The sequence below is a fragment of the Bacillus sp. LR--39 genome (assembly GCF_053613335.1).
Window position 1 is genome coordinate 1,673,539 of the sequence record NZ_JBSIOT010000001.1, and the last position, 23,202, is coordinate 1,696,740.

At 46.6% G+C, this 23,202-nt stretch carries 26 protein-coding genes; 6 read left to right on the forward strand and 20 right to left on the reverse strand.

The genetic code is table 11. The features are described from left to right. Positions 1 to 3: 3 nt before the first annotated feature. Together ACWHAR_RS07855 and ACWHAR_RS07860 are read right to left on the reverse strand one after the other, a co-directional pair. The gene (locus ACWHAR_RS07855) at positions 4 to 2,163 is read right to left on the reverse strand and encodes an ArnT family glycosyltransferase (protein ID WP_032874620.1); all 2,160 of its coding nucleotides are present in this window, start codon (positions 2,161 to 2,163) and stop codon (positions 4 to 6) included. A 183-nt stretch (positions 2,164 to 2,346) separates the two neighbouring features. Further along, positions 2,347 to 3,297: a ring-cleaving dioxygenase gene (locus ACWHAR_RS07860; protein WP_032874618.1), complete on the reverse strand. Its 951-nt coding sequence runs from the start codon at positions 3,295 to 3,297 to the stop codon at positions 2,347 to 2,349. A gap of 321 nt (positions 3,298 to 3,618) precedes the next feature. Between ACWHAR_RS07860 and ACWHAR_RS07865 the strand changes: the two genes are divergently transcribed. From ACWHAR_RS07865 to ACWHAR_RS07890, 6 genes are all read left to right on the forward strand, one after another. Further along, on the forward strand, positions 3,619 to 4,935 hold the full coding sequence (locus ACWHAR_RS07865) for an APC family permease (RefSeq protein WP_032874616.1): 1,317 nt from the start codon (positions 3,619 to 3,621) through the stop codon (positions 4,933 to 4,935). Between the two features lie 285 nt (positions 4,936 to 5,220). Next, on the forward strand, positions 5,221 to 5,838 hold the full coding sequence (locus ACWHAR_RS07870; RefSeq protein WP_032874614.1) for a DUF47 domain-containing protein: 618 nt from the start codon (positions 5,221 to 5,223) through the stop codon (positions 5,836 to 5,838). Between the two features lie 12 nt (positions 5,839 to 5,850). Next, entirely contained in the window at positions 5,851 to 6,849 is a 999-nt protein-coding gene (locus ACWHAR_RS07875) for an inorganic phosphate transporter (RefSeq protein ID WP_032874611.1), read from the forward strand. 104 nt (positions 6,850 to 6,953) lie between these two features. Further along, positions 6,954 to 7,700, forward strand: coding sequence for a type II toxin-antitoxin system SpoIISA family toxin (locus ACWHAR_RS07880; protein WP_007407256.1), 747 nt, complete (start codon positions 6,954 to 6,956; stop codon positions 7,698 to 7,700). Continuing rightward, positions 7,701 to 7,871 (forward strand): type II toxin-antitoxin system SpoIISB family antitoxin, encoded by a 171-nt coding sequence (locus ACWHAR_RS07885; protein WP_003154807.1) that lies wholly within the window; start codon positions 7,701 to 7,703, stop codon positions 7,869 to 7,871. It abuts the gene before it with no gap. A 96-nt stretch (positions 7,872 to 7,967) separates the two neighbouring features. After that, entirely contained in the window at positions 7,968 to 8,093 is a 126-nt protein-coding gene (locus tag ACWHAR_RS07890) for a hypothetical protein (protein ID WP_003154809.1), read from the forward strand. A 34-nt stretch (positions 8,094 to 8,127) separates the two neighbouring features. Here ACWHAR_RS07890 and ACWHAR_RS07895 read toward each other — a convergent pair whose 3' ends face one another. From ACWHAR_RS07895 to ACWHAR_RS07980, 18 genes are all read right to left on the reverse strand, one after another. Continuing rightward, positions 8,128 to 9,006 (reverse strand): N-acetylmuramoyl-L-alanine amidase, encoded by an 879-nt coding sequence (locus ACWHAR_RS07895; RefSeq protein WP_032874609.1) that lies wholly within the window; start codon positions 9,004 to 9,006, stop codon positions 8,128 to 8,130. A 13-nt stretch (positions 9,007 to 9,019) separates the two neighbouring features. Beyond that, positions 9,020 to 9,283 (reverse strand): phage holin, encoded by a 264-nt coding sequence (locus ACWHAR_RS07900; RefSeq protein ID WP_003154813.1) that lies wholly within the window; start codon positions 9,281 to 9,283, stop codon positions 9,020 to 9,022. A 13-nt stretch (positions 9,284 to 9,296) separates the two neighbouring features. Then, a complete protein-coding gene (locus ACWHAR_RS07905; RefSeq protein WP_003154815.1) occupies positions 9,297 to 9,560 on the reverse strand; it encodes a hemolysin XhlA family protein in 264 nt (87 codons plus the stop codon). 51 nt (positions 9,561 to 9,611) lie between these two features. Then, complete coding sequence (locus ACWHAR_RS07910; RefSeq protein WP_032874607.1) at positions 9,612 to 10,373, reverse strand: hypothetical protein; 762 nt, start codon at positions 10,371 to 10,373, stop codon at positions 9,612 to 9,614. Between the two features lie 56 nt (positions 10,374 to 10,429). After that, positions 10,430 to 10,627, reverse strand: coding sequence for an XkdX family protein (locus ACWHAR_RS07915; RefSeq protein WP_032874605.1), 198 nt, complete (start codon positions 10,625 to 10,627; stop codon positions 10,430 to 10,432). Positions 10,628 to 10,631: 4 nt separating this feature from the next. Next, entirely contained in the window at positions 10,632 to 11,003 is a 372-nt protein-coding gene (locus ACWHAR_RS07920; RefSeq protein WP_032874603.1) for an XkdW family protein, read from the reverse strand. 12 nt (positions 11,004 to 11,015) lie between these two features. Then, a complete protein-coding gene (locus tag ACWHAR_RS07925; RefSeq protein WP_032874601.1) occupies positions 11,016 to 12,638 on the reverse strand; it encodes a pyocin knob domain-containing protein in 1,623 nt (540 codons plus the stop codon). Positions 12,639 to 12,640: 2 nt separating this feature from the next. Beyond that, positions 12,641 to 12,913, reverse strand: a complete 273-nt coding sequence (locus ACWHAR_RS07930; RefSeq protein WP_015239690.1) for a hypothetical protein — start codon at positions 12,911 to 12,913, stop codon at positions 12,641 to 12,643. Next, complete coding sequence (locus ACWHAR_RS07935) at positions 12,910 to 13,488, reverse strand: YmfQ family protein (protein ID WP_032874599.1); 579 nt, start codon at positions 13,486 to 13,488, stop codon at positions 12,910 to 12,912. Before ACWHAR_RS07935 ends, ACWHAR_RS07930 begins: the two co-directional genes overlap by 4 nt. Continuing rightward, on the reverse strand, positions 13,472 to 14,518 hold the full coding sequence (locus tag ACWHAR_RS07940; protein WP_007610819.1) for a baseplate J/gp47 family protein: 1,047 nt from the start codon (positions 14,516 to 14,518) through the stop codon (positions 13,472 to 13,474). Before ACWHAR_RS07940 ends, ACWHAR_RS07935 begins: the two co-directional genes overlap by 17 nt. Next, positions 14,511 to 14,936 (reverse strand): DUF2634 domain-containing protein, encoded by a 426-nt coding sequence (locus ACWHAR_RS07945; RefSeq protein ID WP_032874597.1) that lies wholly within the window; start codon positions 14,934 to 14,936, stop codon positions 14,511 to 14,513. Before ACWHAR_RS07945 ends, ACWHAR_RS07940 begins: the two co-directional genes overlap by 8 nt. A gap of 103 nt (positions 14,937 to 15,039) precedes the next feature. Continuing rightward, positions 15,040 to 15,306: a DUF2577 family protein gene (locus ACWHAR_RS07950; RefSeq protein ID WP_007610818.1), complete on the reverse strand. Its 267-nt coding sequence runs from the start codon at positions 15,304 to 15,306 to the stop codon at positions 15,040 to 15,042. Then, positions 15,306 to 16,283, reverse strand: coding sequence for an XkdQ/YqbQ family protein (locus ACWHAR_RS07955; protein ID WP_032874595.1), 978 nt, complete (start codon positions 16,281 to 16,283; stop codon positions 15,306 to 15,308). The genes ACWHAR_RS07950 and ACWHAR_RS07955 overlap by 1 nt, the downstream gene beginning before the upstream one ends. A 13-nt stretch (positions 16,284 to 16,296) precedes the next feature. After that, on the reverse strand, positions 16,297 to 16,956 hold the full coding sequence (locus ACWHAR_RS07960) for a LysM peptidoglycan-binding domain-containing protein (protein WP_007610816.1): 660 nt from the start codon (positions 16,954 to 16,956) through the stop codon (positions 16,297 to 16,299). Then, the gene (locus ACWHAR_RS07965; protein WP_032874593.1) at positions 16,949 to 22,054 is read right to left on the reverse strand and encodes a transglycosylase SLT domain-containing protein; all 5,106 of its coding nucleotides are present in this window, start codon (positions 22,052 to 22,054) and stop codon (positions 16,949 to 16,951) included. Before ACWHAR_RS07965 ends, ACWHAR_RS07960 begins: the two co-directional genes overlap by 8 nt. Further along, positions 22,042 to 22,194: a hypothetical protein gene (locus ACWHAR_RS07970; protein ID WP_015239684.1), complete on the reverse strand. Its 153-nt coding sequence runs from the start codon at positions 22,192 to 22,194 to the stop codon at positions 22,042 to 22,044. The genes ACWHAR_RS07965 and ACWHAR_RS07970 overlap by 13 nt, the downstream gene beginning before the upstream one ends. A gap of 41 nt (positions 22,195 to 22,235) precedes the next feature. Beyond that, a complete protein-coding gene (locus tag ACWHAR_RS07975; RefSeq protein WP_032874591.1) occupies positions 22,236 to 22,682 on the reverse strand; it encodes a phage tail assembly chaperone in 447 nt (148 codons plus the stop codon). Between the two features lie 75 nt (positions 22,683 to 22,757). Then, the gene (locus tag ACWHAR_RS07980; RefSeq protein ID WP_003154837.1) at positions 22,758 to 23,201 is read right to left on the reverse strand and encodes a phage tail tube protein; all 444 of its coding nucleotides are present in this window, start codon (positions 23,199 to 23,201) and stop codon (positions 22,758 to 22,760) included. Position 23,202 lies beyond the last annotated feature (1 nt).

The window sequence follows — 23,202 nt, forward strand, 5'->3', positions numbered from 1 at the left end:
CTCCTATTCATCAGATTGAAGTTCGTATAGTGAAGCTGACTGATTCATTCCGCCCGGCCCGCCGCTCATTCGGCTGTTTTTACCCGCGGCCTTGCTGCTTTTTGTATCAGCTGCATCATGATTTTTCGTTTTCTGATCTGTGCTTGATTGCCATTTATCTGAAGATACTTTCTTTCCGTTTTTCTCAACCCACTGCACAATATCGTTATTTCCGCCTTTGCCCATTCCGGATGTTAAGAAGTATTTTACTTTTCCTTCTTTTACGAGCTTTTTAAATTGAGTCAGCGTAATGGCCGGGTCAGACCCGCTGAATCCGCCGATCGCCATGACCGCTTTTTTCGTTTTAATAATGTAAGGCGCCGCCGTGTTGGAATCGGTTGTAGCAAATAGATAGTCCGCTCCGGCGTTGTGTTTCTCTAAATAGTTGATCAGTTTTGTATTGACAGATGCGTTATCCATTCCCATGCCTTTTCCGCTTGTTGAAGCGAGCTGAGGGCCTGTTTCAGGCAATGAGCTGTTGCCTCCGTACAGAAGCGGTGTGCTCGCCCAATAAATCGGCATGACCATCAAGACGAGAAGGGCTGCAAGTGAAACATAATAACTGAGCGGTTTTTGGCGCTGTTTGAATACGAACAGGGCGATTGCTGCCACTGCGCCGAGAACGCCTGCTCCGATGCTCCAGCCTGCGCCGATTTGATCATTGTAGTTTCTGAGGATAAACAGCTCAAATCCGGTTGTCACAAGAATAGCGGCCGGCAATAGCCAAGTTTTCCATCCCGCCTGCTTGCGGTACAGATGAACGAGGGCGACCCATCCCGCACCGACAAGTGCCGCGATCGGAGGCGCCAGCATAATGAGATAATAATGGTGGAAAAATTCTGCGACACTGAAGAATCCGGCAATCGGCACAAGCCACGCTGCCCAAAAGATCGTTTCCTTCTGTTCTGCTGATAATCTTCTTCTTTCTCTCGCCCCGGCGATCAATAAACCGGCCATTCCAAAAATCGCAAACGGCAGGAGCCAGCTGATCTGATCAGATAATTCCGTTTGGAAAAGGCGCAGCGGACCAGGGGTTCCCGTACCGAACATTCCTGAACCTGATTGCATTTTCGAGCCGGTGCCTGCACCGCTTTTTCCTCCGCCGCCGGGACCGCCTCCGCCGCCATCTCCGCCGCTTGGAGGGCCTCCTTGACCGCCGCTTGGCATTTTCCCGTTAGATGGAGGTGCCGTCATACTGCCGTTTTGTGATTTGTCTCCGCTTGCTGAACTGCTGCTTGAAGACTGGCCAGGCGGTTTTTGCATTTGTGAAGAACCGCCGGAAGAAGACATCTCTTTCGATGCGTTTCCGTCCGGCCCGCCCTGGCCGCCGCCGGAACTTTGCCCTGTCAGCCGCTGAATCCCGTTATATCCGAAAGCCAATTCCAATACGGAGTTTGTCTGGCTGCTTCCGACATATGGCCTTTTGCTGGCAGGAATATTGTCAACAATGAGCGGCCATGACAATGAAACGGCTGCTAAAACGGCTAACGCGCTTACCAATGAAATGATTTTTTTCTTAATCGTGGTGTTTGCCGCAATCATATAGAACAGCAAGAAGGCCGGCAAAATCATATAAGCCTGAAGCATTTTTGTGTTAAAGCCTGCTCCGACGACAAAAAATGCCGCCAAAAGCCAGATCAGTCTGCCTTTTCTGATCGCTTTAAAGAGAAGCCATGTGGCGAACAAGAGGAAAAAGACCAGTAAAGCATCGACATTGTTCGTCCGCGCGACCGCTACTGCGATCGGTGTACACGCCATGACAAATGAGGCGATGCGCGCCGCCGTTTTTCCGAACGTCGGCTTTATTAATAAGTACATGAATAGAACTGAACCTACACCCGCCAATGCCTGAGGCAGGATGACGCTCCACCCGTGCATACCGAATATCAGCGCGCTGATCGTTTGTATCTGGTATGTAACAGGCGGTTTATCTACCGTGATAAACCCGGCTGCGTCAAATGAAGCGTAAAAGAAATTATGAAAGCTTTGAAGCATACTCGTTACCGCTGCGGTGTAATAAGGATTCACCGTATCGTCATTCCAGATGTTGTACATATTCAAGAATGCGGAAGCGAGTAAAATGAGAATTAAGACTGCGTCTATCTCGCGTTTTTTCATTTTCACCTGTGTTTTCACTCCTTTTGTTTAACTTTGAACAAGTGTAACAACCAAATGTGAAAAATTTATTAATAAACAAAGACAATTATTTTGCCGTTTACAAATAGGTAAAAAGAATGACAAAACGGGTAAAAAAGCAAAAAAATGATGCCCCCGTCAAGCCGGGAGGCATCTGTCATGATTTCCGATTTACTGAATCGGTTTCAGCCGCGCTTCTATTTCAGAACGGCGGTGTTCGAGATAAGGCGGGAGCGCAACCGTTTTGCCTAGCTCTTCAGGTTTTTCATCAACCATAAATCCCGGACCGTCCGTTGACAATTCAAACAGAATTCCGTTCGGTTCCCGGAAGTACAGCGCTTTGAAATAATAACGCTCTACAATGCCTGAGTTGCTGAAACCTTCTTTCGTAATGATGCGGTGCCATAAAGCAAGCTCCTCTTCATTCTGAACGCGGAAGGCCACATGGTGCACGCTGCCTTTTCCAGGACGCTCGCGCGGAAGATCGTTTCTTTCAATGAGATGGACTTCTGTACGCGCGCCTCCGTTTCCTGATTCGAGTACCGTAACCGTGCCCCGGTCTTCATGCGTTTCTTTCCCGATTTCAGTGAAGCCCAGCACATCAGTTAACACACGCAGCGTCGGTTCTGCATACGGGACGGTCAATTCAATAGGACCAAGACCGCGGAAAGAATATTCTTCCGGTATGCCGCTTTGCTTCACCGCTTCACCGATGTCTTTTCCTTTTTCGTCAGCTGTCAGCACAAGCCGCTGTCCTTCATGATCCTGAAAAGCGAGTGTGTCCCTGCCCGCTATTTTCACGATCTCACTGTGAGAGACCTGATGCTCTTCAAATCGTTTTTTCCAATATTGCAGCGCTTGTGCATCCGGGACACGCAGGCCGATTGAAGAAATACTGTTTGTCCCCGCATGAAACGGCGCAATCCGCGGAATCTCGAAAAACGTCAATTCAGATCCCGGATTGGCTGTTTCATCACCGTAAAACAAATGATACATCGTAGGTTCATCTTGGTTTACGGACTTTTTCACAAGCTTCAGTCCCAGGATGTTCCGATAGAAATCTAAATTTTTCTGCGCATCAGCCGTCAATGCTGATACATGGTGTATTCCATTAACTTTCATTATGTTATCCTCCAGTCAATTATCTCGATTTCGAGATATTTATATATACAATTTATGTTATCCGGATCGTAAAGTCAACCCATCTGCTTCACAGACGGTCTGCAGACTGCCGCTCCCTAAATAACGAACCTTTGATATAAAAAAACCATTAATGTTCGCTTTTAAAACGGTATTTTTTCCTTCTCAAAAGCAGAAACCTTTATCTTTTAGGGAAAACAACAAAATCAGAAAATTTATTTTATTCGTGTTTCAGCAATTAGGGTTTACAATATGGAAAATAGTTTTTTCATCATGACGATTTTACATCTGGAGGGAAAGGATATGCAGATTGAAGAGAACGGACTTAAAAAAGAGATCGGCCTTACCATCGCCCTCTCACTTGTTATCGGCACCATCATCGGTTCCGGCGTATTTATGAAACCAGGCGCCGTGCTTGCCTACTCCGGTGATGCGAAAACCGCGCTTATCGCGTGGCTGTTAGGAGGCATTTTGACGCTTGCCGGCGGCTTGACCGTTGCGGAAATCGGCACTCAGATTCCGAAAACGGGCGGACTTTATACATATCTCGAAGAAGTGTACGGCGAATTTTGGGGCTTTTTGTGCGGATGGGTTCAAATTATCATTTACGGCCCCGCCATTATCGGAGCAATCGGCTTGTATTTCGGCTCTTTGATGGCGCACTTGTTCAATTGGGATTCCGGCTGGTCTAAATTGATCGGGATTTCAGCCGTTTTGTTTTTAAGCATCATTAACATTATCGGAACGAAATATGGCGGCATCGTACAGGGAATTACGACTGTCGGCAAATTGATTCCGATTATCTGCATGATCGTGTTCGGCCTTTGGAAAGGCGATCAGCATATTTTTACAGCCGTTACAAGCAGCATGTCGGACATGAATTTCGGCGCTGCCATACTGGCCACCTTGTTTGCTTATGACGGATGGATTCTGCTTGCGGCACTCGGCGGCGAAATGAAAAATCCGGAAAAGCTGCTCCCGAGAGCGATGACGGGCGGACTCTTGGTCGTCACCGCCATTTATCTTTTCATTAACTTTGCGCTGCTGCACATTCTTCCTGCGACCGATATCGTCAAACTCGGTGAAAATGCGACCGGCACCGCTGCCGGAATGCTGTTTGGCGACATTGGTGGAAAATTGATCAGCGTCGGAATCATCGTCAGCATCTTCGGCTGTTTAAACGGAAAGATTCTCGCTTTTCCGCGTGTCTCGTTTGCGATGGCGGAACGGAAACAGCTGCCGTTTGCCGGACAGATCTCGCGGGTGCATCCGACGTTCCGCACCCCTTGGATTGCCGTGTCATTTCAGATCGCGCTGGCCATTATTTTTATGATCGCCAGCAATCCCGATAAGCTGTCTGAAATCTCTATTTTCATGATTTATATTTTTTACGTCATGGCCTTTTTCGCCGTGTTTATCCTCAGAAAAAAAAGCGGCGGAAAACCGCGCGCCTACAGCGTGCCTTTGTATCCGATCATTCCTGTTTTGGCCATCGCGGGTTCACTGTTTGTGCTGATCAGCACGATCATTACAGATACACTGAGCTGCGCGCTGTCCCTCTTGATCGGCCTTGCCGGGCTGCCGCTTTATTTTTGGCTGAAAAACGGCAAAAAAAACTGATAAAAACGGTTCCTTTTACGGGAGCCGTTTTTTTTCTGACAAAATCACGTGCAAAAGTTGACAGCAAATTCACATCTTTTGTTATACTTTTTAAGCAAGATGTCTGAATTCGAAGTATGTTACGTTTTTTTGGCAAAGTGGGTAACATAAGAAAAACAGGATGAGACACGTTTTTACGAAAAAATCAAGAGGCGTTTTTTTCGACTTTATCTATTTTTTTTCGACAAAAGGCTATATAATAATTTGATGTGTGCATTGTCTCATTCAAACAATGGAGGGTTTTTAATGATAAAAAGAAAAAAAGATAAGTTCTCACTCCTTTTAACAGAAATCGCAAAAAATATAGATGAAACTGCAGAGTATTTTGTGAACTTCAAAGTCACAAACCAAACAACACTTAAAGAATTTGCAGATACGTTAAAAGAATACGAAACAAAAGGTGACAATCATGTTCATGTCATGATTAAAGAGCTTAACAAAGCATTCATCACTCCTATTGAACGCGAAGATATCCTTCAGCTGACAAACAGCCTGGATGATGTGCTTGACGGAATTGAACATTTCTCTGCCATGATGGAGATTTTCTCAATTACTTCATCAGACGAGCATATCGACAAATTCAGCGGCTACATTAGAGAATGTGCGAAAGAAATTTTAATTGCAACTGAGCTGTTGGCAGAAAACCGCTTAAAGGACATTCAGCCTCACGCCATCAAAATTAAAGAGTATGAGCACAACTGTGACAACCTGCACAGAAAATCATTAAAAAATCTTTTCGGCCATGAAACAGATCCGATCAAAGTGATCCAATATCGTGAAATTTACGAAACGCTTGAAGAAATTGCTGACTCTTGCCAAAGCGTTGCCAATAATCTTGAAACCATCATTATGAAAAACGCGTAACGAGGGGTTAAAATGGATACTCTATTACTTTTAACGATATTAATTGTCATTTGCGCTTTGGTATTTGACTTCATTAACGGATTTCACGATACCGCCAACGCAATCGCCACCTCAGTTTCGACAAAAGCGCTGAAGCCGCGGCACGCGATTATCATGGCCGCCATCATGAACTTTCTCGGAGCGATGACGTTTACCGGTGTGGCGAAAACCATTACGAAAGATATTGTGAATCCTTATACATTAGACAACGGATCGGTTGTCATTCTTGCTGCTTTACTCGCCGCAATCGTCTGGAACTTGATCACATGGTATTTCGGCATTCCGAGCAGCTCTTCACATGCGATTATCGGAGCGATCGCCGGTGCGGCCATTGCAGCATCAGGTTTTGCGACGCTTAATTATAAAGGGTTCATTAAAATTATCGAAGCACTTATTTTATCACCGATCATCGCCTTTGTTCTCGGCTTTATCGTATATTCGATCGTGAAGCTGATTTTTAAAGACAGCAACCTGGCGAAAACAAATAAACGCTTCCGCAGAGTGCAGATTTTGACGGCTGCCATTCAGTCCTATACACACGGAACAAACGACGCGCAAAAAGCGATGGGTATCATTACGATGGCGCTTATGACGGCCAATTTACATAAAAGTGATGCCATTCCTTTTTGGGTGCAGCTCTCCTGTGCCCTGGCAATGGGTCTCGGCACATCCATCGGCGGCTGGAAAATCATTAAAACCGTCGGCGGTAAAATTATGAAAATCCGTCCGGTAAACGGCGTATCTGCCGACTTAACCGGCGCAGCCATTATTTTCGGGGCCACGTTTATTCATCTCCCTGTCAGCACGACGCACGTCATTTCGTCTTCCATTCTCGGTGTGGGCGCTTCCCACCGCGTAAAAGGCGTAAACTGGGGAACGGCTAAACGGATGCTCATTACATGGGTCATCACCCTGCCGATTGCAGGTACACTCGGCGCCATCGCCTTTTTCATCCTAGATCTCTTTTTCTGATGACATCCGCTTCTTTACAGAAGCGGTTTTTTTTGTGACAGGAAAATGATGTCATGACATAGAATGAACATAGCAGACCATTTTTCAAATTGTGAGGGATGCTCATGCTTTTGTTTTTTCAGATCATGGTGTGGACGATGGCGGCCGCACTCATTTTATATGTGTACGCATCCTGGCGGTATGAGGCAAAGGTGAAAGAAAAAATGTTTGCCATCCGTAAAACGTGGTATTTACTATTTGTACTGGGCTCCATGGTCTATTGGACATATGATCCTGAATCGCTCTTTGCCGCATGGAGACAATATTTGATTGTTGCCGTCTGCTTTGCCCTTATTGATGCGTTTATCTTTTTGAGCGCGTATATCAAAAAGCTCGCCGGCAATGAATTAGAGACGGATACGCGGGAAATTTTAGAAGAAAATAACGAAATGCTTCACTCCTATCTTGAAAAACTGAAAACCTATCAATATCTGTTGAAAAATGAACCGATCCATGTATATTATGGAAGTACAGAAGCTTATGCGGAAGGCATCAGCAGACTGCTGGCCGCTTATGCCGAAAAAATGAATGTCACGGCTTCCTTGTGCGACTATTCCGCACAATCGGATAAGGACCGCTTGACGGAGCATATGCCTGATGCGGCAGACGTTCAGTCCCGTCTTAACCGTAAAGACGTCTACTATGATCAAAAAGGCAGGCTTGTGCTTATTCCGTTTACAGTCCAGAACCGCCATTACGTGATCAAACTCACGTCGGAAAACCTGTTGACGGAATTCGATTATTTGCTTTTCACATCGCTAACGAGCATTTATGATTTAATGCTGCCAATAGAAGAGGAAGGTGACGGTTAAATGGAGCAGGCATTTCAAAACGGGCAGCCGGAACAAAGAGCGAAACCGTTCAAAATGTTTAAAAAACGTTCAATGACAAGTATCGCAAGTTACCAGGTCAGCCCTCATACCGCCAGAATTTTCAAAGAAAACGAGCGGCTGATTGACAAGTATAAACAAAAAAAAGCTTGATTACACTAAGGACAGGAGACACGGCTCTTGTCCTTATTCCTTTTTTCCTTATCTTTCATATAATAAAACCAACAAAGAGATGCGACAGGTGATGATGTGAAGAAAATTGTCAGACGCGTAAAGTTTGTGGATTACGGACGCTTCGGGCTTTCCGCTTATTCGCTGAGGATGCGGGCGAGGAATCTCGGGCTATTGAACCGGTTAAAAAAGAAAAAAGGCTGAATCCCGCAATGTGAACGGGACTCAGCCTTTTTTGTTAAAGCTGCATCAGAATTTTCGCTTTTACAGCGGGGCCGTAGACGCCGTCAGACGTCAGCCCGTTTACAGATTGGAAGCGGGCCACGGCATCTGCGGTTTTCGGACCGTAGATACCGTCAATTCCGTTATTGACAGCTCCTTTTTCAGGATAGAAATAAAGCGCGGCGAGCGCGTTTTGCACCTGGTATACCTTTTCGCCGGACGTGTACGGATCTGTCAGCTGAATCACCTCGTCCGGGAGAGAATACAGTGCTTCAACCGGCGGGCTGACGATCAGTACTTGTCCGACTTTAATCAGGTTCGGGTCAGCGATGTTATTCCATTTCTGCAGATCGGCCACGCTGACGCCGAATTTCCGCGCGATCGCCGACAGCGTATCTCCTTTTTGGACGGTATACGTCTGTCTTTCCTCAGAACCGATTCCCGCTTTAAACTCATCCCATGTATCCAACAGTCTTCTCGGACAAAGCTTTCCTGACCAATGCTTGTGCGCAACGACACTTGCAAGCGGGATGCCGTGCGACGTCATTAATGTGCGGATGAGCCATTGGGCGTTTGCCACGGCCTGTGAAAAGTTGCCGTCTGCGTTTTCACAAATTTCAATACCGATGGATTTACGGTTGCCGTCTCCGTTTCCGTCACCGGCATGCCAGCCGTTTTCATTCAGCGGAAGATGCTGATAAATTTCCGTATCATCGACTGTGAAATGCCAGCTTGTCGGTGTATCGGGATTTTTCACATAGCTTGCGTGACTTTTGGCGTTAGCTCCGACTGCAGTATTGGCTGTATTGTGCACCGTAATGTAAATCGGTGTCATTGCATAGCCTGGGCGGTTATTGTTTCCTGCCGGGATAAAATCCTGTGTGATTTTTACCATATTCTCATCTCTCCTATTTCGATAAATTGTTTATTTTTAATAAAGCCTGCTGTTTTTTCCCTTTTGCTGTAACGTAATTGTTTTTAAACCAGGCGGCGGCAGTCGTTATGATTGTAAAAACGGCCGACCCGGCGGCATACAGCGTATCTGCAAGCTGGCTGACCTGGTCCTCCTGAATATTCAGCGGCGATTTGCCGAACATCAGCAAAGTTTGATTCAATAAAGCAAGCAAAAGAAGCACCGTCCTGACGACCGTGCCTTTGTCCGCGAATTTCATATCGGTTTCCCCCTTACTTTTGCAGCAGATTGTACATGATGGCGATGGCTCCGCCAATGACGCCCGTGCAGATTGCTGTCACGATCGCTCCTGTAATGGTCCGCTTAATCCATGTTGTGTTTTCGTCAATTTTGTTCAGTTTTTCATTCAGCGTCATGATTTGCTGATCCTGCCGGTCGGATACCCGCTCTAATGCGGCCACCCGCTGTTCAAGCACCTTTTGTTCACCTTTGATGCCTGCGAATTCTTTTTGCACCGCTTGTTCATCCAGAAGCACTTCCGCTCCCCCCTCTTACATTGTTCTCACCTCCCTTCGGAAGTTTCATTCTTAAGAAAATGCCGTGCCTTTGACAGAAAGGCTCCCGCCGGAAATGCTTTTGATTTCCATGATGATTTCCTTAAAACCGGCAATATCAAATGACCACACTTCGTCTGTGCCTGATGTACCGGCGGCTGATGTTCCGTCTTCAGACCTGATTCCTCTGATCGGCACGTTTTTTCCCGAGATGGATCTCCCCCAAAACGCGACATGGCCCGACTCAGCCGTGCCGGTGATTTCGACGAGAAGTTTTTTCCAAGCGCCCGCCGAGAAGATGCTTCCCTCGCCCGCCTCTGCTGCATTTTCATGAAAAATCACGTCTGTATATGAAAACGCCATATCACCGCCCGTACCGACAGATTGGTATAAAACAAATTCGGACTGCTTTTGATTTCCATTTTCAAAACGGAACCGGTAATATCGTTTTGTCAGGCAGACCCACCCCGAAGCGGTCAGCACTCCGCCTTTTACTGCGAAAGAATGTGAAGCTGTCCACGAAATGTTATCCTCGCTCTCTTCGATAAAAAGAGTTCCGCTGCGGTCCGAATAAGCCCACCCCTGTGCTCTGTCTATTAAGACGGCTCCTAAACGGTCTTGTCCGAATTGGCTGTAAACTTCAATCGCTTCTAGCGGTGTATTGGTAAGAAGCTCTGCCATTCCGGACAGATCAGCAACCGGTGTGACATAATCGTTTTTGTTACCGCGATAAGCTTTTACTGCGCCGGGTCTGCCAAGTTGATCGGCGGGAAATTCAAATGAATGCTTTTTCATCGGCCGTCCTCCTTTTCTCATTTATTAAAAATGACAAATAAAAAAAGCCGTTCGGCTTATGACACAGCATTTTTATAGTTTTCGTATGTTTCACCCGTTATTTCTTGAAATTCCTCAGGCATGATATACTTCGCGGCCACACCTTCAGCCAGATCTTCGGCAGAGCAGTCATCATAGCCCATAGCTTGTTTTACCATTTCTATTGAGGCCCACTTATAAAACAAAGCGTAAACCCAAAAGTTAAGTCTCTTCATTTTTTCATTCTCCTTTTACGTTTAATAATTCTAATTTTAAAGACGCTAATTGCCTGCCGAGTGACTGCTGCGCCTGTTCGGCTGCTTTTCTGGCCAATTTCTCATTCGCCAGCTGTCCCCCGAGGCCTGCAAGCTGGTTTGAATCGGGCGCCGTATCTTTTTTTAAGCTGTCTTTATATGCTTTGTCAGCCGTTTCCACCCATTCTTGTTTCTCTTCATCAAAAAATGGGCGCCACATGCCTTCGCCGTTTATTTCCGGCGGAACGTCCGCAGCGTTAGCCGGCATCAAATAATCTCCTGTCTCAGAATCCGGATAAAGCTCAATCGGAGTGCCTGTATAAATGTTGTCATTGTCATACGGAAATATTAATTTCATATTCTCGCTCCTTTACGTGAGTGCCAAAACAAGGTCAATATAATAGCCGTTCACATTATTTTCTATATTGGCCATAATTCCCGTCAGCTTCATATCTCCATTAGAATAAATAATAAATTTGCTGTAACCGGTGGTGCCGCTGGCTGCAACCATCGTTACAACGCCTTTGGCCGGCGCACAAGAGGATGGCACACTCCCGAATACCACTTCTCTGTCCGTAAGAACGTGTCCGTTCAGGTGAAGGGTGTTTCCCACTTTGCGGTATTGAAGCGGCCTGTCTCCTGATTTAGCGCCATTTTTATAAGGAACATTTATCCAAGGTACATTCTCAATATCAAGTTCAGTAACGAGGCGCCGCCAGCCCTGCCAGCCCAAGTTCAAATCCAAATAGTTCGTGAACATATTATTTTTATAATCGACGGCAATGACATACCCAAACGTTCCCTTTCCCTCACTGTCAAGAGAGGTAAAATGAAACATGCCGCGGGTCGAAGCGTTGCTCGGACTGTTTGCCGCTTTGCCGGTTGAATAAAAGGTGCCGAACGCCCTGCCGTTTTTAACGATTTTTTCAAGAAAGTTATCATCATCACTAATTGTAAGAAGATAGCCGCCGTTATCGTTTGTTATTTTCGAAAGCTGTGCGCCGTTCCACATATTTTTATCCGCCTGTGTGACATGGATGTCTTTTTTATTGGCGTGAGCGTCTACTTTTGCTTGAGAGCCTGCATCTGTTTCTCTTTGGCTCCACTCCGACCAAACGCCTTTAGTGCTGAAACTTCGGACGTATATGGGATTTCCGGCGGTCGCTGTGTCTATAAACATTTGGACAAAAGTCGGTGATGCTCCGCGGGTTCTTTGCATTACAATTAATTGTCCGTATTCCGCAGGCTTATTTTCCGTATGCTGAACCGATATATAGTAGATACCGGACGTTTTTATATTGTCTAAGTTTGTTTCCGTTACCGTTTTAGCATTCCCGTCATTGTCAGTCAGATTGAATAACTGCCCTGCATTCCATTTGTCTTTGTCAGACTTGGTTACATGAAGATCTGTTTTGTCGGCATGCTCATTTACTTTTGCTTGTGCTCCGGCAGCTGTTTCAAATGGCATCCATTCCGTCCAGATGCCGTTTTTCAGCGTTTTTCTCCAAAATCCCCCGTCATCTGAGAAAGCGGCCGCCTCTCCGTTATTCTTTGAAGAATAAAGGTATATACCCTCTGACGGTTTAGGCGGGGTATTTACTCCAGTTGCAGCTGCTGAGAAAGTAAAGGTCTTATTCTGGCTGGCAGCGGTCTGATGAAAATCCTGTCCGTCAGAGATATCAATAAAAGCGGAGCCATTATCTTTTGTCATTTTAGACAATTGCCCGTTATTCCACTTCTGGCGCTCTTCCTTCGTCACATGCCGGTCCAGATCTTGATTGTGCTGATCAAAATCTTTTTTTGCTGCCTGCTGGACATTGTCCACGTTTCCGAGGCCGATTTGCGCCTTTGTCGTTTTGTGCGGGTTGTTCATGTCGTTTTTATGGGAAGCCAGATCCGCGTGGGCGTCTTTTATGCCTTTTTCCCAGCGGTTGACGTCATCTTCATTTATTGGATCGTCCGGAAGCCAGTCTGTTTTTTCTTCGTAAGCCATCGTTACACCACCTCAAAGGTAAATCTTAAATCAAGCGTTCTGTTATTGCTGAGATCTAAATTTGTTTTTCGTTCTGTGATGACGCTTCCTGTTTCGTCAAGCATCTGCACGGTTTCAATGTGTTTGATGTCTTCTTCCCTGCGTGTGAGAACGGTGACTGCGGCATCTTTTACGGAAATATCCGCAATCGGAGTTTCTTTGCCGTTTAACAGCACTTTTGTGATCCTGTTTTTCAGATCGGCTGCGGCACGCTGTCTGTAAGCGGCTGATATCATGGTAAGACCACCTCGTTATTGTTGAGTGTGACGGAATAACCGACCTTCAGTTCACTGACTTTTCGGTATCTCCGATTGTTGAGAATGACCCGGTCTTTGATTTCCAGTGTTTCGTTTAATGCGGCTCTCAGTGTAAACGCCAAATGAGCGGGTTTGATTTTTTCAAGCGTTTCAATCAGCTCGTTCATGTGCTGCAGGTCATCAAGCCCGATATCGGCATAAAAACGATACTGCCCCGGAAACATCCGTACGTAAGCTGATGGATGTTTTAAAAAACGGTTTAGCGCCTGCTCAATCGCTTGATGTGTGATAGGCGGAATATTCGACATCTTCGAAATCAGCCTGAGCCGTCTCATATCCTCCGTGTCACCTGATTCCCGCGGTATTTTTAATATTTTTTCCCAGCGGTCAAGCCCCCACGTCGCCGTCGTGATAAAGAGCTGATCCGTTAAATCGAAAATATCGTTATTCTGCCGCTCAAACTCAGGAGCTTCCGCCTCAAGCAGTTGTGCCATCTCCTTTAATCGGGTTAAAAACGGCGGGAGGTACGCCGTCATCTCATCGAGTCTGCTCAAGGATTGTCACCTCTTTGAGTTTAGGAATTTCCACATCACTGAGCACGAGGTTTTCCGCCGCACCGTTCATTTTGATATCGGCATAGTCACTGACGGATGCCGAGTTATAAACAATGTTGTTAATTTGTGATAAACGGACGGTGTTTTCTTCGAAGGCCATTTTCTTAAATAAATTCAGGACACCTTTTTCAATCTCCGCTTTTACGTCATCAATCGAGCTGTTCAGCTCAGGCAGCACGGAAGCGGAGATTTCGATTTCCTTCCATACGGCGCTTTCCACCGTTACTGCCGCTCCGATCGGCGCCTGTCCTTCTCCCTGCCCTTCGTCCGGATCAATATAATCCTTTACTTTTTTGATGAGAATATCTGATGCCGGTTCCAAATTCGCATTTGTGATGACAACCTTCACCGTTCCGGCTCCGTTCCAAAGCGGAAAGATTTTTGCCCTGCCCACGCCGTCAACCTCTTCGGCCCATTGTTTATAGTGCTGTTTATTTGCGCTGACTGCTTCCCGGCGGACACGGGTAAAATAGCGCGCCCTTAAGCTGTTGTCATCTTCTTCCTCACGGCCGGGAATTAATATATCGCGCATGACTGCTTTCTCAAGCCCGGGTATCGTATCAAGCGGCAGCATGTTCTGCCCTGAAATGCCGGCATTGCCAGCTTCACCGGCTGTTTCACATTCAAGCGTTCCATCCCCCGTATATTGAAAATACAGGTTATCAACGAAGAAACGGGAGCCTGGCGGAATGGTGATGCCCGCTGTGAATTCTCCGGCTCTGACCGCTTTTGTGGCAGGTGTTCGTTCAATTCCCGCTTCAGCAGCACGCCTGTCCAGAAATTCTCCCTGAGCCGTATCGGAGAACACGAGCTCCAGCACGGTATCAAGCCAAATATAAGACTTTGCGAGCTCAGCGGCCGCAGGCGCGAGCGCATTGTAAATGACGCTGCCTTCTCTCGTATCAATATCCGCCGTAACGCGCGCCAGCATTCTGTCCATAATGTCGTCAAACGTCTGAGCTTCAAACATCCTCACCCAGCACCTCCTCTATCTCAAGCATGCCCTCATCAGTTTCAACGGTAAAAGAGACGATGAAGGCATCATCTTTTTTCTCAATCTCAAAATTGGTAACGGCCAAAATACGGTCATCATACAGCAAGGCTTCTTCTATCAGTCTTGGGATCTCCATTTTTTTATAAGCATCCGTCGTGTTCTGATCTGAAAGCACTTCCTGCAGTTCATTTCCGATATCATGGCTGAAAACCGAATATGAATACCGTTCTGTGTGAAGAGCGATATAGACGAATTGTCTGATTGCGTCCAGTCCGTTTATCAGTTCATTGGTAATCCGGTTGTTTTCAAAATCAATTCGGTAGGTTTGTGAAGTCTCAACGGCCTCACTCGCATCCTCCAAATCTTCAAATTCGATTTCCGATGTCAGGGCCATTGCACCCGCTCCTTTTAGATTTGTTCATGTAAAAAAGCCCTCTTCGGCAGATGAAGCGGCTTTAATAGGCTGATATTCTCGTGCATCTCCGTCCGGATGCCGGTTAAATTTTGTCCAGTACAAAGAAAGACTGTCCTCCTGTTAAAGCGGCGGTCATCACCCGATCTCCCGCCTGGAGCTGATCATCTTCTCCGGATCTCAGCCGCTTCGGCACAATGAGTGCATCAGACGGAATCAAAAGTTTGTCGTGATCTTTCAGTTTCAGCTCGAGCGGGGAAACGGAGGTCACTTCGGCCGGCATCAGCTCCACCGGCGCTTCGGCGTCAACCGCTCCGACGGCTAAATGTTTAATGGCATCACTTAATCTCATCAGGATGTCCCCTCCGGCAGTGAATTTTTCTCCGTGACGTCAATCGTCATGGTATGTTTTGTTCCTTGGAATTCATGGCGGTCCGTATCTACATAATAGGTTTTCTTCAGCCCGATTTCCGGAATTGAAATATAGACAGGCAACCCGCTTTCCAACCCAGGAATACCGATCGCCTGTATATTTTTCAGCTCTTTCTTAACGCCTTTTTTCTCAGCCTGCTTCACTTTTGCGCGCTGTTTCAGCTGAGCTTCGTTAATATCGTCAGAAACCGTTTCGGTATACTGCAAAACGCCGAATGTTTTCATGCCCGCGCTGTCTGCGGCGGAAGCCTTTATCGTTTTATTGTCTTTTTGCAGCCGCATGACGACACGGGTTGCGGTGTCATCAATTGAGGTGCTGTATTGATACCCTGTAATATTAACTCCTGTTTCCAGCACCCATATGTCAGACGGCTCCGGCCATTCACGCAAGCCGAGCCTGCCTTTTTCTGAATAGAGCTGATAATTGCGCCCCGTCTGGCTTTTTGTCTGCTTTAACGCTTTTAGCATCATATCGTAAAGGCTTGTATCATTTTTAAAAACGAGTGATTTAATGGTATGGCCTGTGTTAGCAATGGATGTGACGGGAATTTGAAAATCGCTGGCGATCCTTTTTAATATTTGATCGGCGCGCTTGTTGGAAAACACGTAAACGTCCTGGTTTTTCACAAGGTATTGAAGCATATCGTATGCGGTGAAGGCGACGGTATGCTCATCGGGCGTTCTTGCAAAAACAACGCCGCGGAACAGTTCTTTTCCGTTCCATTTGAACAAAACCGTATCCCCTTCTGATACGCCGTAATACGTCTGGCTGCCCTGCTTTACAACAATCGTCGCTTCGATGGAGCGGGGCGCCTGATATCTGTGTCCTTCCAGCGTTACGCTTTCTGTGACAAGCTCGAGCCACTCCGTTTCTTTTATGACAAATAGTTCAATCATCTTTTCACCCGTTTCATTGCGGTATCTTCAGCTTCTGCCCCGGGAAGATCCAATGCCCCGGCTGCCGGATATTCCGTTTGCTGCGCTTAATCATGGCGGTTTTATTCGCGTTCCAGATTTTCCGCCACTCCGTGTGTTTTCCGTAAAACTTGCCGGCGATGTCCCAAAGCGTATCCCCTTTTTTGACGGTATATGTTTTGGGTGAAGCTTTGGACGGGCGCTTCGCTTTCGTTTTTTTCTTTTGTTTGATTTTTCTTGGCGAAGCGGTTTTATATTCTTTCAGTACGATATCAAAATTCCGGTCGCCGATTTCATTGTCACCTTCGCTGTAATTAAAGCTTTCAATGCTGCATGTGACATTGATTTTTGTCCCTGTAATCAAAAACTGAACGGGTTTTTTCGCTTTCATCCATGCTTCAATGGCTGAAATGGCTTTTTCCGGCGAAGGGATGCTTTGATATTCGGCAATCGGGCTGTACCGTTTCGGAAAAAAAGAAGAGAACGAAATTTCTTTCGCTCCCGGTTCTTCGATAAACGTAACCTCTCCAAGTCCGGTGACTTTCACGGAATCATTCTGCACGCTGTTTGCGATATCAATCGCTTCAGGAAGAACGGGAAGCCGGAGCTTGTCCTTCCCCTGAGACAGCCAAAATTCGTAAACAGATTTAGTCAAAAGCAACGGCCCCCTTTGCTCCGGTATAAATGTCTTTTTGCAGTTCATCAATCAGCGCCTGTTTGATTTTGGCGGCGAGGCTGTCGGCGTCCTGTCCGTTATGGAAATGCTGATCGCCGCTGAATTCGATTTTAATTTCTTTTGTTCCCGTTTTTTGAACGGTTTGGCCGCCGCCTTTAACGGCTGCGGAAACCGTGCCGGCTGAGAGCGCCGCCGGTTCCGTCTGGGACGGATCGGACACTTCCATGCCGAGCGCCTGAGCCGCTTTTTGCAGCAGATAACGGCCGCGGATGCCCCGTTCTTCAGGGATGATCCACTCTCGTTTGTTCCCTTCGCCGACACGGGCGATCTGCTCCTTGGTAATCAGACCCCCATTGGCATAACCGACGTAAGGGCCTCCATGAGCCATACTTTTAATCCCGGGGACATTGCTGATCGAGCCGTATCGGCTTTTAATATAGCCGATAGCGGCAGCGGCGTTGTGAATTGGATTTCTGATATCATTCATGCCCGGCGCTTTGTGATCTTCAAAGGTGCTTGGAATCGTCTGCATAAGCCCCTGTGACGGGTGTCCGGCTTTGGCGTTGCTGTCCCATAGATTAATGGAATTAGGGTTGCCGCCTGACTCATGCTGTGCGATCGTCATTAATCCCGGAAGCCAGCTGATCGGCGTATTGGTTGCTTTCATTGCGGCCAAAAGCCACTCTTTGACGCTTCCTCCCGCTGCACCCATGCCGGAAAAGGCTGCTGCAAGCGAGCCTGCCTGTTTTTCGGCGTATTTTTTTACGTCAACTGAGCTGAGCCCTTTGACGACGCCGACTGAAGCAAAGCGTCCGAGACTCATCATGACACGGGAAGGAGAGTGAATATCAAGCTCTTCCCTGAATGCGTCCTCGACTTTTTTGGCCATATCTTTGGCCGCCTGTTTGACTTCGCTTCCTTTTGCAGTCATCCCTGATACGAAGTGTCCGATCAGGCCTGACCCCCAGCCGTTCGCGGAATCTCTTGATTGCACAAACGGTTTATTGATATGTGTGCTTACGTATTGCGACGTTCCCGTATCTTTTGCATTCTGTCCGGCCGAATATCCTTTCACCGTTGCGGCGCCCCATGATGACGATTGGTTAACCGCCGATTGATAAGGTGTTTTCACCTTTGTTTTTAAAAATGAATCGGTGCCCGTCGGCGAAGTATTTTGACCTTTGGCATAGCCCGCAACGACTTGCTTTCCGTAACCGGATGAAGACGAAATGAGGGCATTGAACGGCGTTCCGATGTTTTTTTCCTTCCAGCCGTCCATATCCACCGCTTTTTTGCTGATTCCGCTGTCAAAGCCTTCAGTAAACTGTTTGCCGAGTGATGAAGCCGTCCCGGCAAATCCGGAAGAATCCACAGACGCTGCGGCCGACACAGATGCAGAAGAAGAAACACCGCCCGCTCCCGCCGGAACAGCAGAAGACTGAGCCGAAGCCGCGCCCATATCATCGACAACACGCATGCCGAGCTTAGACGCAGCTTGTGAAAGCAGCATCTTTCCGCGTCCGCGATTGTTGTCGACGGGGATGACAAATTCTTTACCGGCTTCACCAATCCAGGAAATGGTCGGTTTTGTAATGTAGCCTCCTGTGGCGTTTTTGTCCGGTTTTTTCTTTTTATCTCCGCCGCCTCCTGTGACAAAATTCATTATGCCTGAAATCATTTTGCCGCCGGTTTTATCCCAAATCTTTTTCACCCAGTCGAATGCTGCAGAAAAAGCATCTGATATGGCTGTTCCCACTTTTACAAGAGGTTCTTTTATATGTTTCTCAAACCAGCTGCTTAACCCTTTCCATATACCCTTTACCGTATCTAAAGCAGTCTGGAAAGCATCTGATATTCCTTTACCGACTTTTTTCACCATGTCTTTCACCGGATTCCAGACAGTATCCATGAACCAGCCGGAAACCGTACTGAAAACGGATTTAATTTTATCCCAAGCTCCTGTGATTTTACTCCAAATGGACGTCGCCACTCCGACGACAGCCGATTTTACGGGCCCCCACACCGTGCTCATAAACCAGCCGGATACTGTGCTGAAGACACCTTGAATCGTCGTCCACGCATTCACGATATTTGACCAGATGCTGGTTGCCACTCCGACGACAGCCGATGAAACCGGCGTCCATACATTCTCCATGAACCAGGATGACACCGTGCTGAAAATCCCTTGAATCGTTGTCCACGCATTCACGATATTTGACCAGATGCTTGTCGCCACTCCGACGACAGCTGATGAAACCGGCGTCCATACATTTTCCATGAACCAGGATGAAACGCTTCCCCAAGTATCTTGTATTGTTGTCCAAGCACTTTGCGCCGCTTTGGAAATATCATTCCACGTGTCCTTCAAAGCCCCTGAATCAAAGGCCTCTCCCAAGCTGGAACCGCCTAAACTGCCGGCGATGCCGCCTACCGCGCCGCCGATTAATGTGCCCACTCCGGGAACAACGCTGCCGATTGCCGCTCCGGCCGCGGCTCCGGCAAGACCGCCGCCTGCTGAGCCGACCTTCTCTCCTGCATTATCTTTATTGATGCCGGCTAAATCAGTGAGTGATAACAATTCACCTATGCCGGGAATTCCTTTAGCGGCACCTTTTAACCCTTTCATACCGCCTTTTAGCGCCTTTGAATCTCCCAAGCCTTTCAAAAGCGCGCCGATGCCTTTACCTGCCCCTTTTGTTTTCGGCGTATTTACGGATGCCTGTTTGCTTCCCTTTGCGGATGAACCTCGTTTTGAAGATTTATTCCGCTCTTCGACTTTACTGCTTTTGCCCCTCGTCACTCCGGTACAGCAGCAGCAGCCCCCCAAAGCCCCGCCGGTTTTTTTGGCTGACTTTCCTGAAGATTTTGGCGCTGTTACCGTGCGCTGCGGACCCTTTGTCAGATCAGGACGCTTCGGGCTGTTGCCCTTACTCTTTTCTTTTTTCGTGCCGCCTCCTAATAATCCGCCGATATTGAGTTTGCCTAATTTTTCAGCGATTCCTGAAAATATTTTTTCTATTAATTCCCCGGCTTTTTCGATGATTTTGTCCGGGCTGAATTTCTCAAATTTCTTTGCAATCTTGCTGACAATTTTATCAACAAATGCCTCGGCTTTTTCGATGATCGCATCAGGACTGAATTTGCCGAACTTTTTATCAATGCCTCCGAACAGTGAGGATGTAAACTGCTCCACTTTTTCCAAGATCTTATCCGGATTGAGAAAATCGAATTTCTCAGAAATTCGGTCAATCGTGTCATTTACAAATTGTTCGGCGCGGTCGATTAGCTTATCAGGACTGAATTTACCGACAACGTCGTCGACTTTCTTCATAAACGAATCAGTAAAATGATCCAGCTCTTTCAATATGGCCTCCGGACTGAATTTGCTGACAACGTCATCTATCTTTTTCATAAATGAATCAGTGAATTTATCCAGTTCTTTCAATATGGCTTCCGGACTGAATTTACTCACGACCCCGTCTACTTTTTTCATAAACGAATCAGCGAATTTATCTAGTTCTGATAATATCGCCTCAGGGCTGAATTTGCTCGCGATTTCGTCCACTTTTCCCATGAATGAGGTCGTGAACTTGTCCAGTTCGGTTAATATCGTCTCAGGACTGAATTTGCTTGCGATTTCGTCTACTTTTCCCATGAATGAGCTCGTGAACTTGTCCAGCTCTGCTAAAATCGTCTCAGGGCTGAATTTGCTCGCGATTTCGTCTACTTTTCCCATGAATGACGTTGTGAACTTGTCCAGTTCGGCTAATATCGTCTCCGGGCTGAATTTGCTCGCGATTTCATCCACTTTTCCCATGAATGAGGTCGTGAACTTGTCCAGTTCGGCTAATATCGTTGCAGGGCTGAACTTGCTTGCGATTTCGTCTACTTTCCCCATGAATGAGGTCGTGAACTTGTCCAGTTCGGCTAATATCGTTGCAGGACTGAATTTGCTTGCGATTTCGTCTACTTTCCCCATGAATGAGGTCGTGAACTTGTCCAGTTCGGTTAATATCGTCTCAGGACTGAATTTGCTTGCGATTTCGTCCACTTTTCCCATGAATGACGTTGTGAACTTGTCCAGTTCGGTTAAAATCGTTGCAGGGCTGAATTTGCTTGCGATCTCGTCCACTTTTCCCATGAATGACGTTGTGAACTTGTCCAGTTCGGCTAATATCGTTGCCGGGCTGAACTTGCTTGCGATTTCGTCTACTTTCCCCATGAATGAGGTTGTGAACTTATCCAGCTCTGCCAAAATCGTTGCAGGGCTGAATTTGCTCGCGATTTCGTCCGCTTTCTTCATAAAGCTTGCAGCGAATTTATCCAGTTCCGCTATGATTGTTTCCGGATAAAATTTGGATGCGATGTCATTGACTTTTTTCATGAAGGTGTCTGCAATGGAGTCAAGCATTGAAAAATCGTTTTTCGGCGAAGCAGGAGCAGCAGATGCAGAAGCTTTTCCGACGTCCGGCATATTCTTTTGCATTGCAGCCAGCTGTGCTGTCACCTTTTCGTTTAACGATAATTGAATGACATTGTTTTTTCCCGTCAGCGAATCAATACCCGCTGAAATTCGGCCGACTGTTGTCATGACGTGATCTATGACGCGTATAGTGACAGAGTACCCGTTCTTTAACGCAGATTGCATGTAGCGTTTGATACGTTCCATGGCAGGGGTCACTTCGTCTGACGCATACAGTGAAACGGTAAATCCTTTAAAACCGGCAGCCAGATCCCGCAATCTCTCAAATGCCGCTGTCGCGCTGTCTTTTGCTCCTATTTTAATGGTTAAAGACGCAGGCAGACCCGCTAATTGGGTTTGCACCTTTTGAATGACGGCACTGGCTCCGTCTTCAGCTGAAATAGAGATCATTTGTGCGCCCAGCTTTCTTTTCATAGAGCGCTGGATGCGGTCAATTGTTCTTAAAACAGATTTACTCTCTTTGCGTATATCAATTTCACTTTGGCGTTTTGTCATTTTCCTATATTTCTCAAGCGCTCTGAAGCCATTTTGGATTTTCCTTATTTTCTTTGAAACTCGATCTTCCAATTCAAAACGGGCGGTCAGCTTTGCCATGATGTCGCTCCCCCTTTCTTCGCTTGTTTTTCAAGAATGTCCAGCTTGTAACCGATTAAACCGTACAACAGCGCCTTAAAATGTCTCGGTGCTTCATATAACTCTTTCAGTTCTGATGGAGAATAATGAAGCTCATGCATCGCGTAATAGAGATACACGGCTTCCTTATTCCCATCTTTTATCAGTTTTTTGCTTCTTGCTCCAGATCTTCTAATTCATCTTCAAAACCATTGATCTCAATCGCTTTATTCAGCCAATTTGCATACTCACCGCCGACTGAAAGCACGCGTTTTGCCACCTCGACCGGATCTGCCGTTTTGTAAGCGTCGCGGAGCTCCTTAGACCGGAAATCAGGGTAAATCGTAGATTCAACCGCGATCCGCGCATAGAAGCGCTGGCTGTCTAAGTCTTTTACGCGGCCTCTGCCCTTCACATTTTTATATGTCGTGCTTTCCTTCTCCAGTTCATCAATGCGCTCAGTCGTAATGGCTTTAAAAATAAAAGGCACGATGTTTCCTTTTTTATCGACAAAACGCTTTGAAAGCGGAACCCGAATCTCCTCAGCCTCGACTGTTTTACCCGGCATAAAGAATGATAGATCAAATACTTGTTCATTTTTTTCACTCATGATGAAAACTCCCTTACTCTTTTTTTTATAAAAAACAGGCCTGTAAAAGGCCTGTTTCACTCATACCGATCTTAATTAAAACGTTTCAGAAAGCTTTTCCGGCACATCGAAATCTTCAAAGGTAAACGGCACTTCTTCTTCTAGCGCCTCTGAGTCTACGTCCAGTCCGGCGATTTTTGCAGAATCAAAGTTGACGTCATACAGGGTGACGCGTTCTGTTCCGCGGCCTGATGATTTGTCGTCAAGAACGGCTTGCAGCGTAAAATACGGGTCGCTGCCTTTTTTCACGTAATCCATCATAAGCACGGCGAATTTGGATGTGACTTTATAGAACGTCGCTGTGCCCGTTCCGTTGGCGCCAGTCGTTTTATGCCCCGTCATGCGGCGTCCCATGATGTTTACTTCTGATTTGTTTTTTTCTACGTTTGCTTCAAAGGTTTTAATATGCGCCATCTCTTCTCCATCGAGAAATAAACGGCCTTCTTTTCCTGAAATTGTATTTTGTGCTTTTAATGCCATC

Bases quoted from the DNA above. Each gene is read 5' to 3' on its own strand.
- ACWHAR_RS07860 (WP_032874618.1), bottom strand. From the start codon at position 3,297: ATGAAAGTTAATGGAATACACCATGTATCAGCATTGACGGCTGATGCG.
- ACWHAR_RS07865 (WP_032874616.1), top strand. From the start codon at position 3,619: ATGCAGATTGAAGAGAACGGACTTAAAAAAGAGATCGGCCTTACCATC.
- ACWHAR_RS07870 (WP_032874614.1), top strand. From the start codon at position 5,221: ATGATAAAAAGAAAAAAAGATAAGTTCTCACTCCTTTTAACAGAAATC.
- ACWHAR_RS07875 (WP_032874611.1), top strand. From the start codon at position 5,851: ATGGATACTCTATTACTTTTAACGATATTAATTGTCATTTGCGCTTTG.
- ACWHAR_RS07880 (WP_007407256.1), top strand. From the start codon at position 6,954: ATGCTTTTGTTTTTTCAGATCATGGTGTGGACGATGGCGGCCGCACTC.
- ACWHAR_RS07885 (WP_003154807.1), top strand. From the start codon at position 7,701: ATGGAGCAGGCATTTCAAAACGGGCAGCCGGAACAAAGAGCGAAACCG.
- ACWHAR_RS07895 (WP_032874609.1), bottom strand. From the start codon at position 9,006: ATGGTAAAAATCACACAGGATTTTATCCCGGCAGGAAACAATAACCGC.
- ACWHAR_RS07900 (WP_003154813.1), bottom strand. From the start codon at position 9,283: ATGAAATTCGCGGACAAAGGCACGGTCGTCAGGACGGTGCTTCTTTTG.
- ACWHAR_RS07910 (WP_032874607.1), bottom strand. From the start codon at position 10,373: ATGAAAAAGCATTCATTTGAATTTCCCGCCGATCAACTTGGCAGACCC.
- ACWHAR_RS07915 (WP_032874605.1), bottom strand. From the start codon at position 10,627: ATGAAGAGACTTAACTTTTGGGTTTACGCTTTGTTTTATAAGTGGGCC.
- ACWHAR_RS07920 (WP_032874603.1), bottom strand. From the start codon at position 11,003: ATGAAATTAATATTTCCGTATGACAATGACAACATTTATACAGGCACT.
- ACWHAR_RS07925 (WP_032874601.1), bottom strand. From the start codon at position 12,638: ATGGCTTACGAAGAAAAAACAGACTGGCTTCCGGACGATCCAATAAAT.
- ACWHAR_RS07930 (WP_015239690.1), bottom strand. From the start codon at position 12,913: ATGATATCAGCCGCTTACAGACAGCGTGCCGCAGCCGATCTGAAAAAC.
- ACWHAR_RS07940 (WP_007610819.1), bottom strand. From the start codon at position 14,518: ATGTTTGAAGCTCAGACGTTTGACGACATTATGGACAGAATGCTGGCG.
- ACWHAR_RS07945 (WP_032874597.1), bottom strand. From the start codon at position 14,936: ATGGCCCTGACATCGGAAATCGAATTTGAAGATTTGGAGGATGCGAGT.
- ACWHAR_RS07950 (WP_007610818.1), bottom strand. From the start codon at position 15,306: ATGAGATTAAGTGATGCCATTAAACATTTAGCCGTCGGAGCGGTTGAC.
- ACWHAR_RS07955 (WP_032874595.1), bottom strand. From the start codon at position 16,283: ATGATTGAACTATTTGTCATAAAAGAAACGGAGTGGCTCGAGCTTGTC.
- ACWHAR_RS07965 (WP_032874593.1), bottom strand. From the start codon at position 22,054: ATGGCAAAGCTGACCGCCCGTTTTGAATTGGAAGATCGAGTTTCAAAG.
- ACWHAR_RS07970 (WP_015239684.1), bottom strand. From the start codon at position 22,194: ATGCATGAGCTTCATTATTCTCCATCAGAACTGAAAGAGTTATATGAA.
- ACWHAR_RS07975 (WP_032874591.1), bottom strand. From the start codon at position 22,682: ATGAGTGAAAAAAATGAACAAGTATTTGATCTATCATTCTTTATGCCG.
- ACWHAR_RS07980 (WP_003154837.1), bottom strand. From the start codon at position 23,201: ATGGCATTAAAAGCACAAAATACAATTTCAGGAAAAGAAGGCCGTTTA.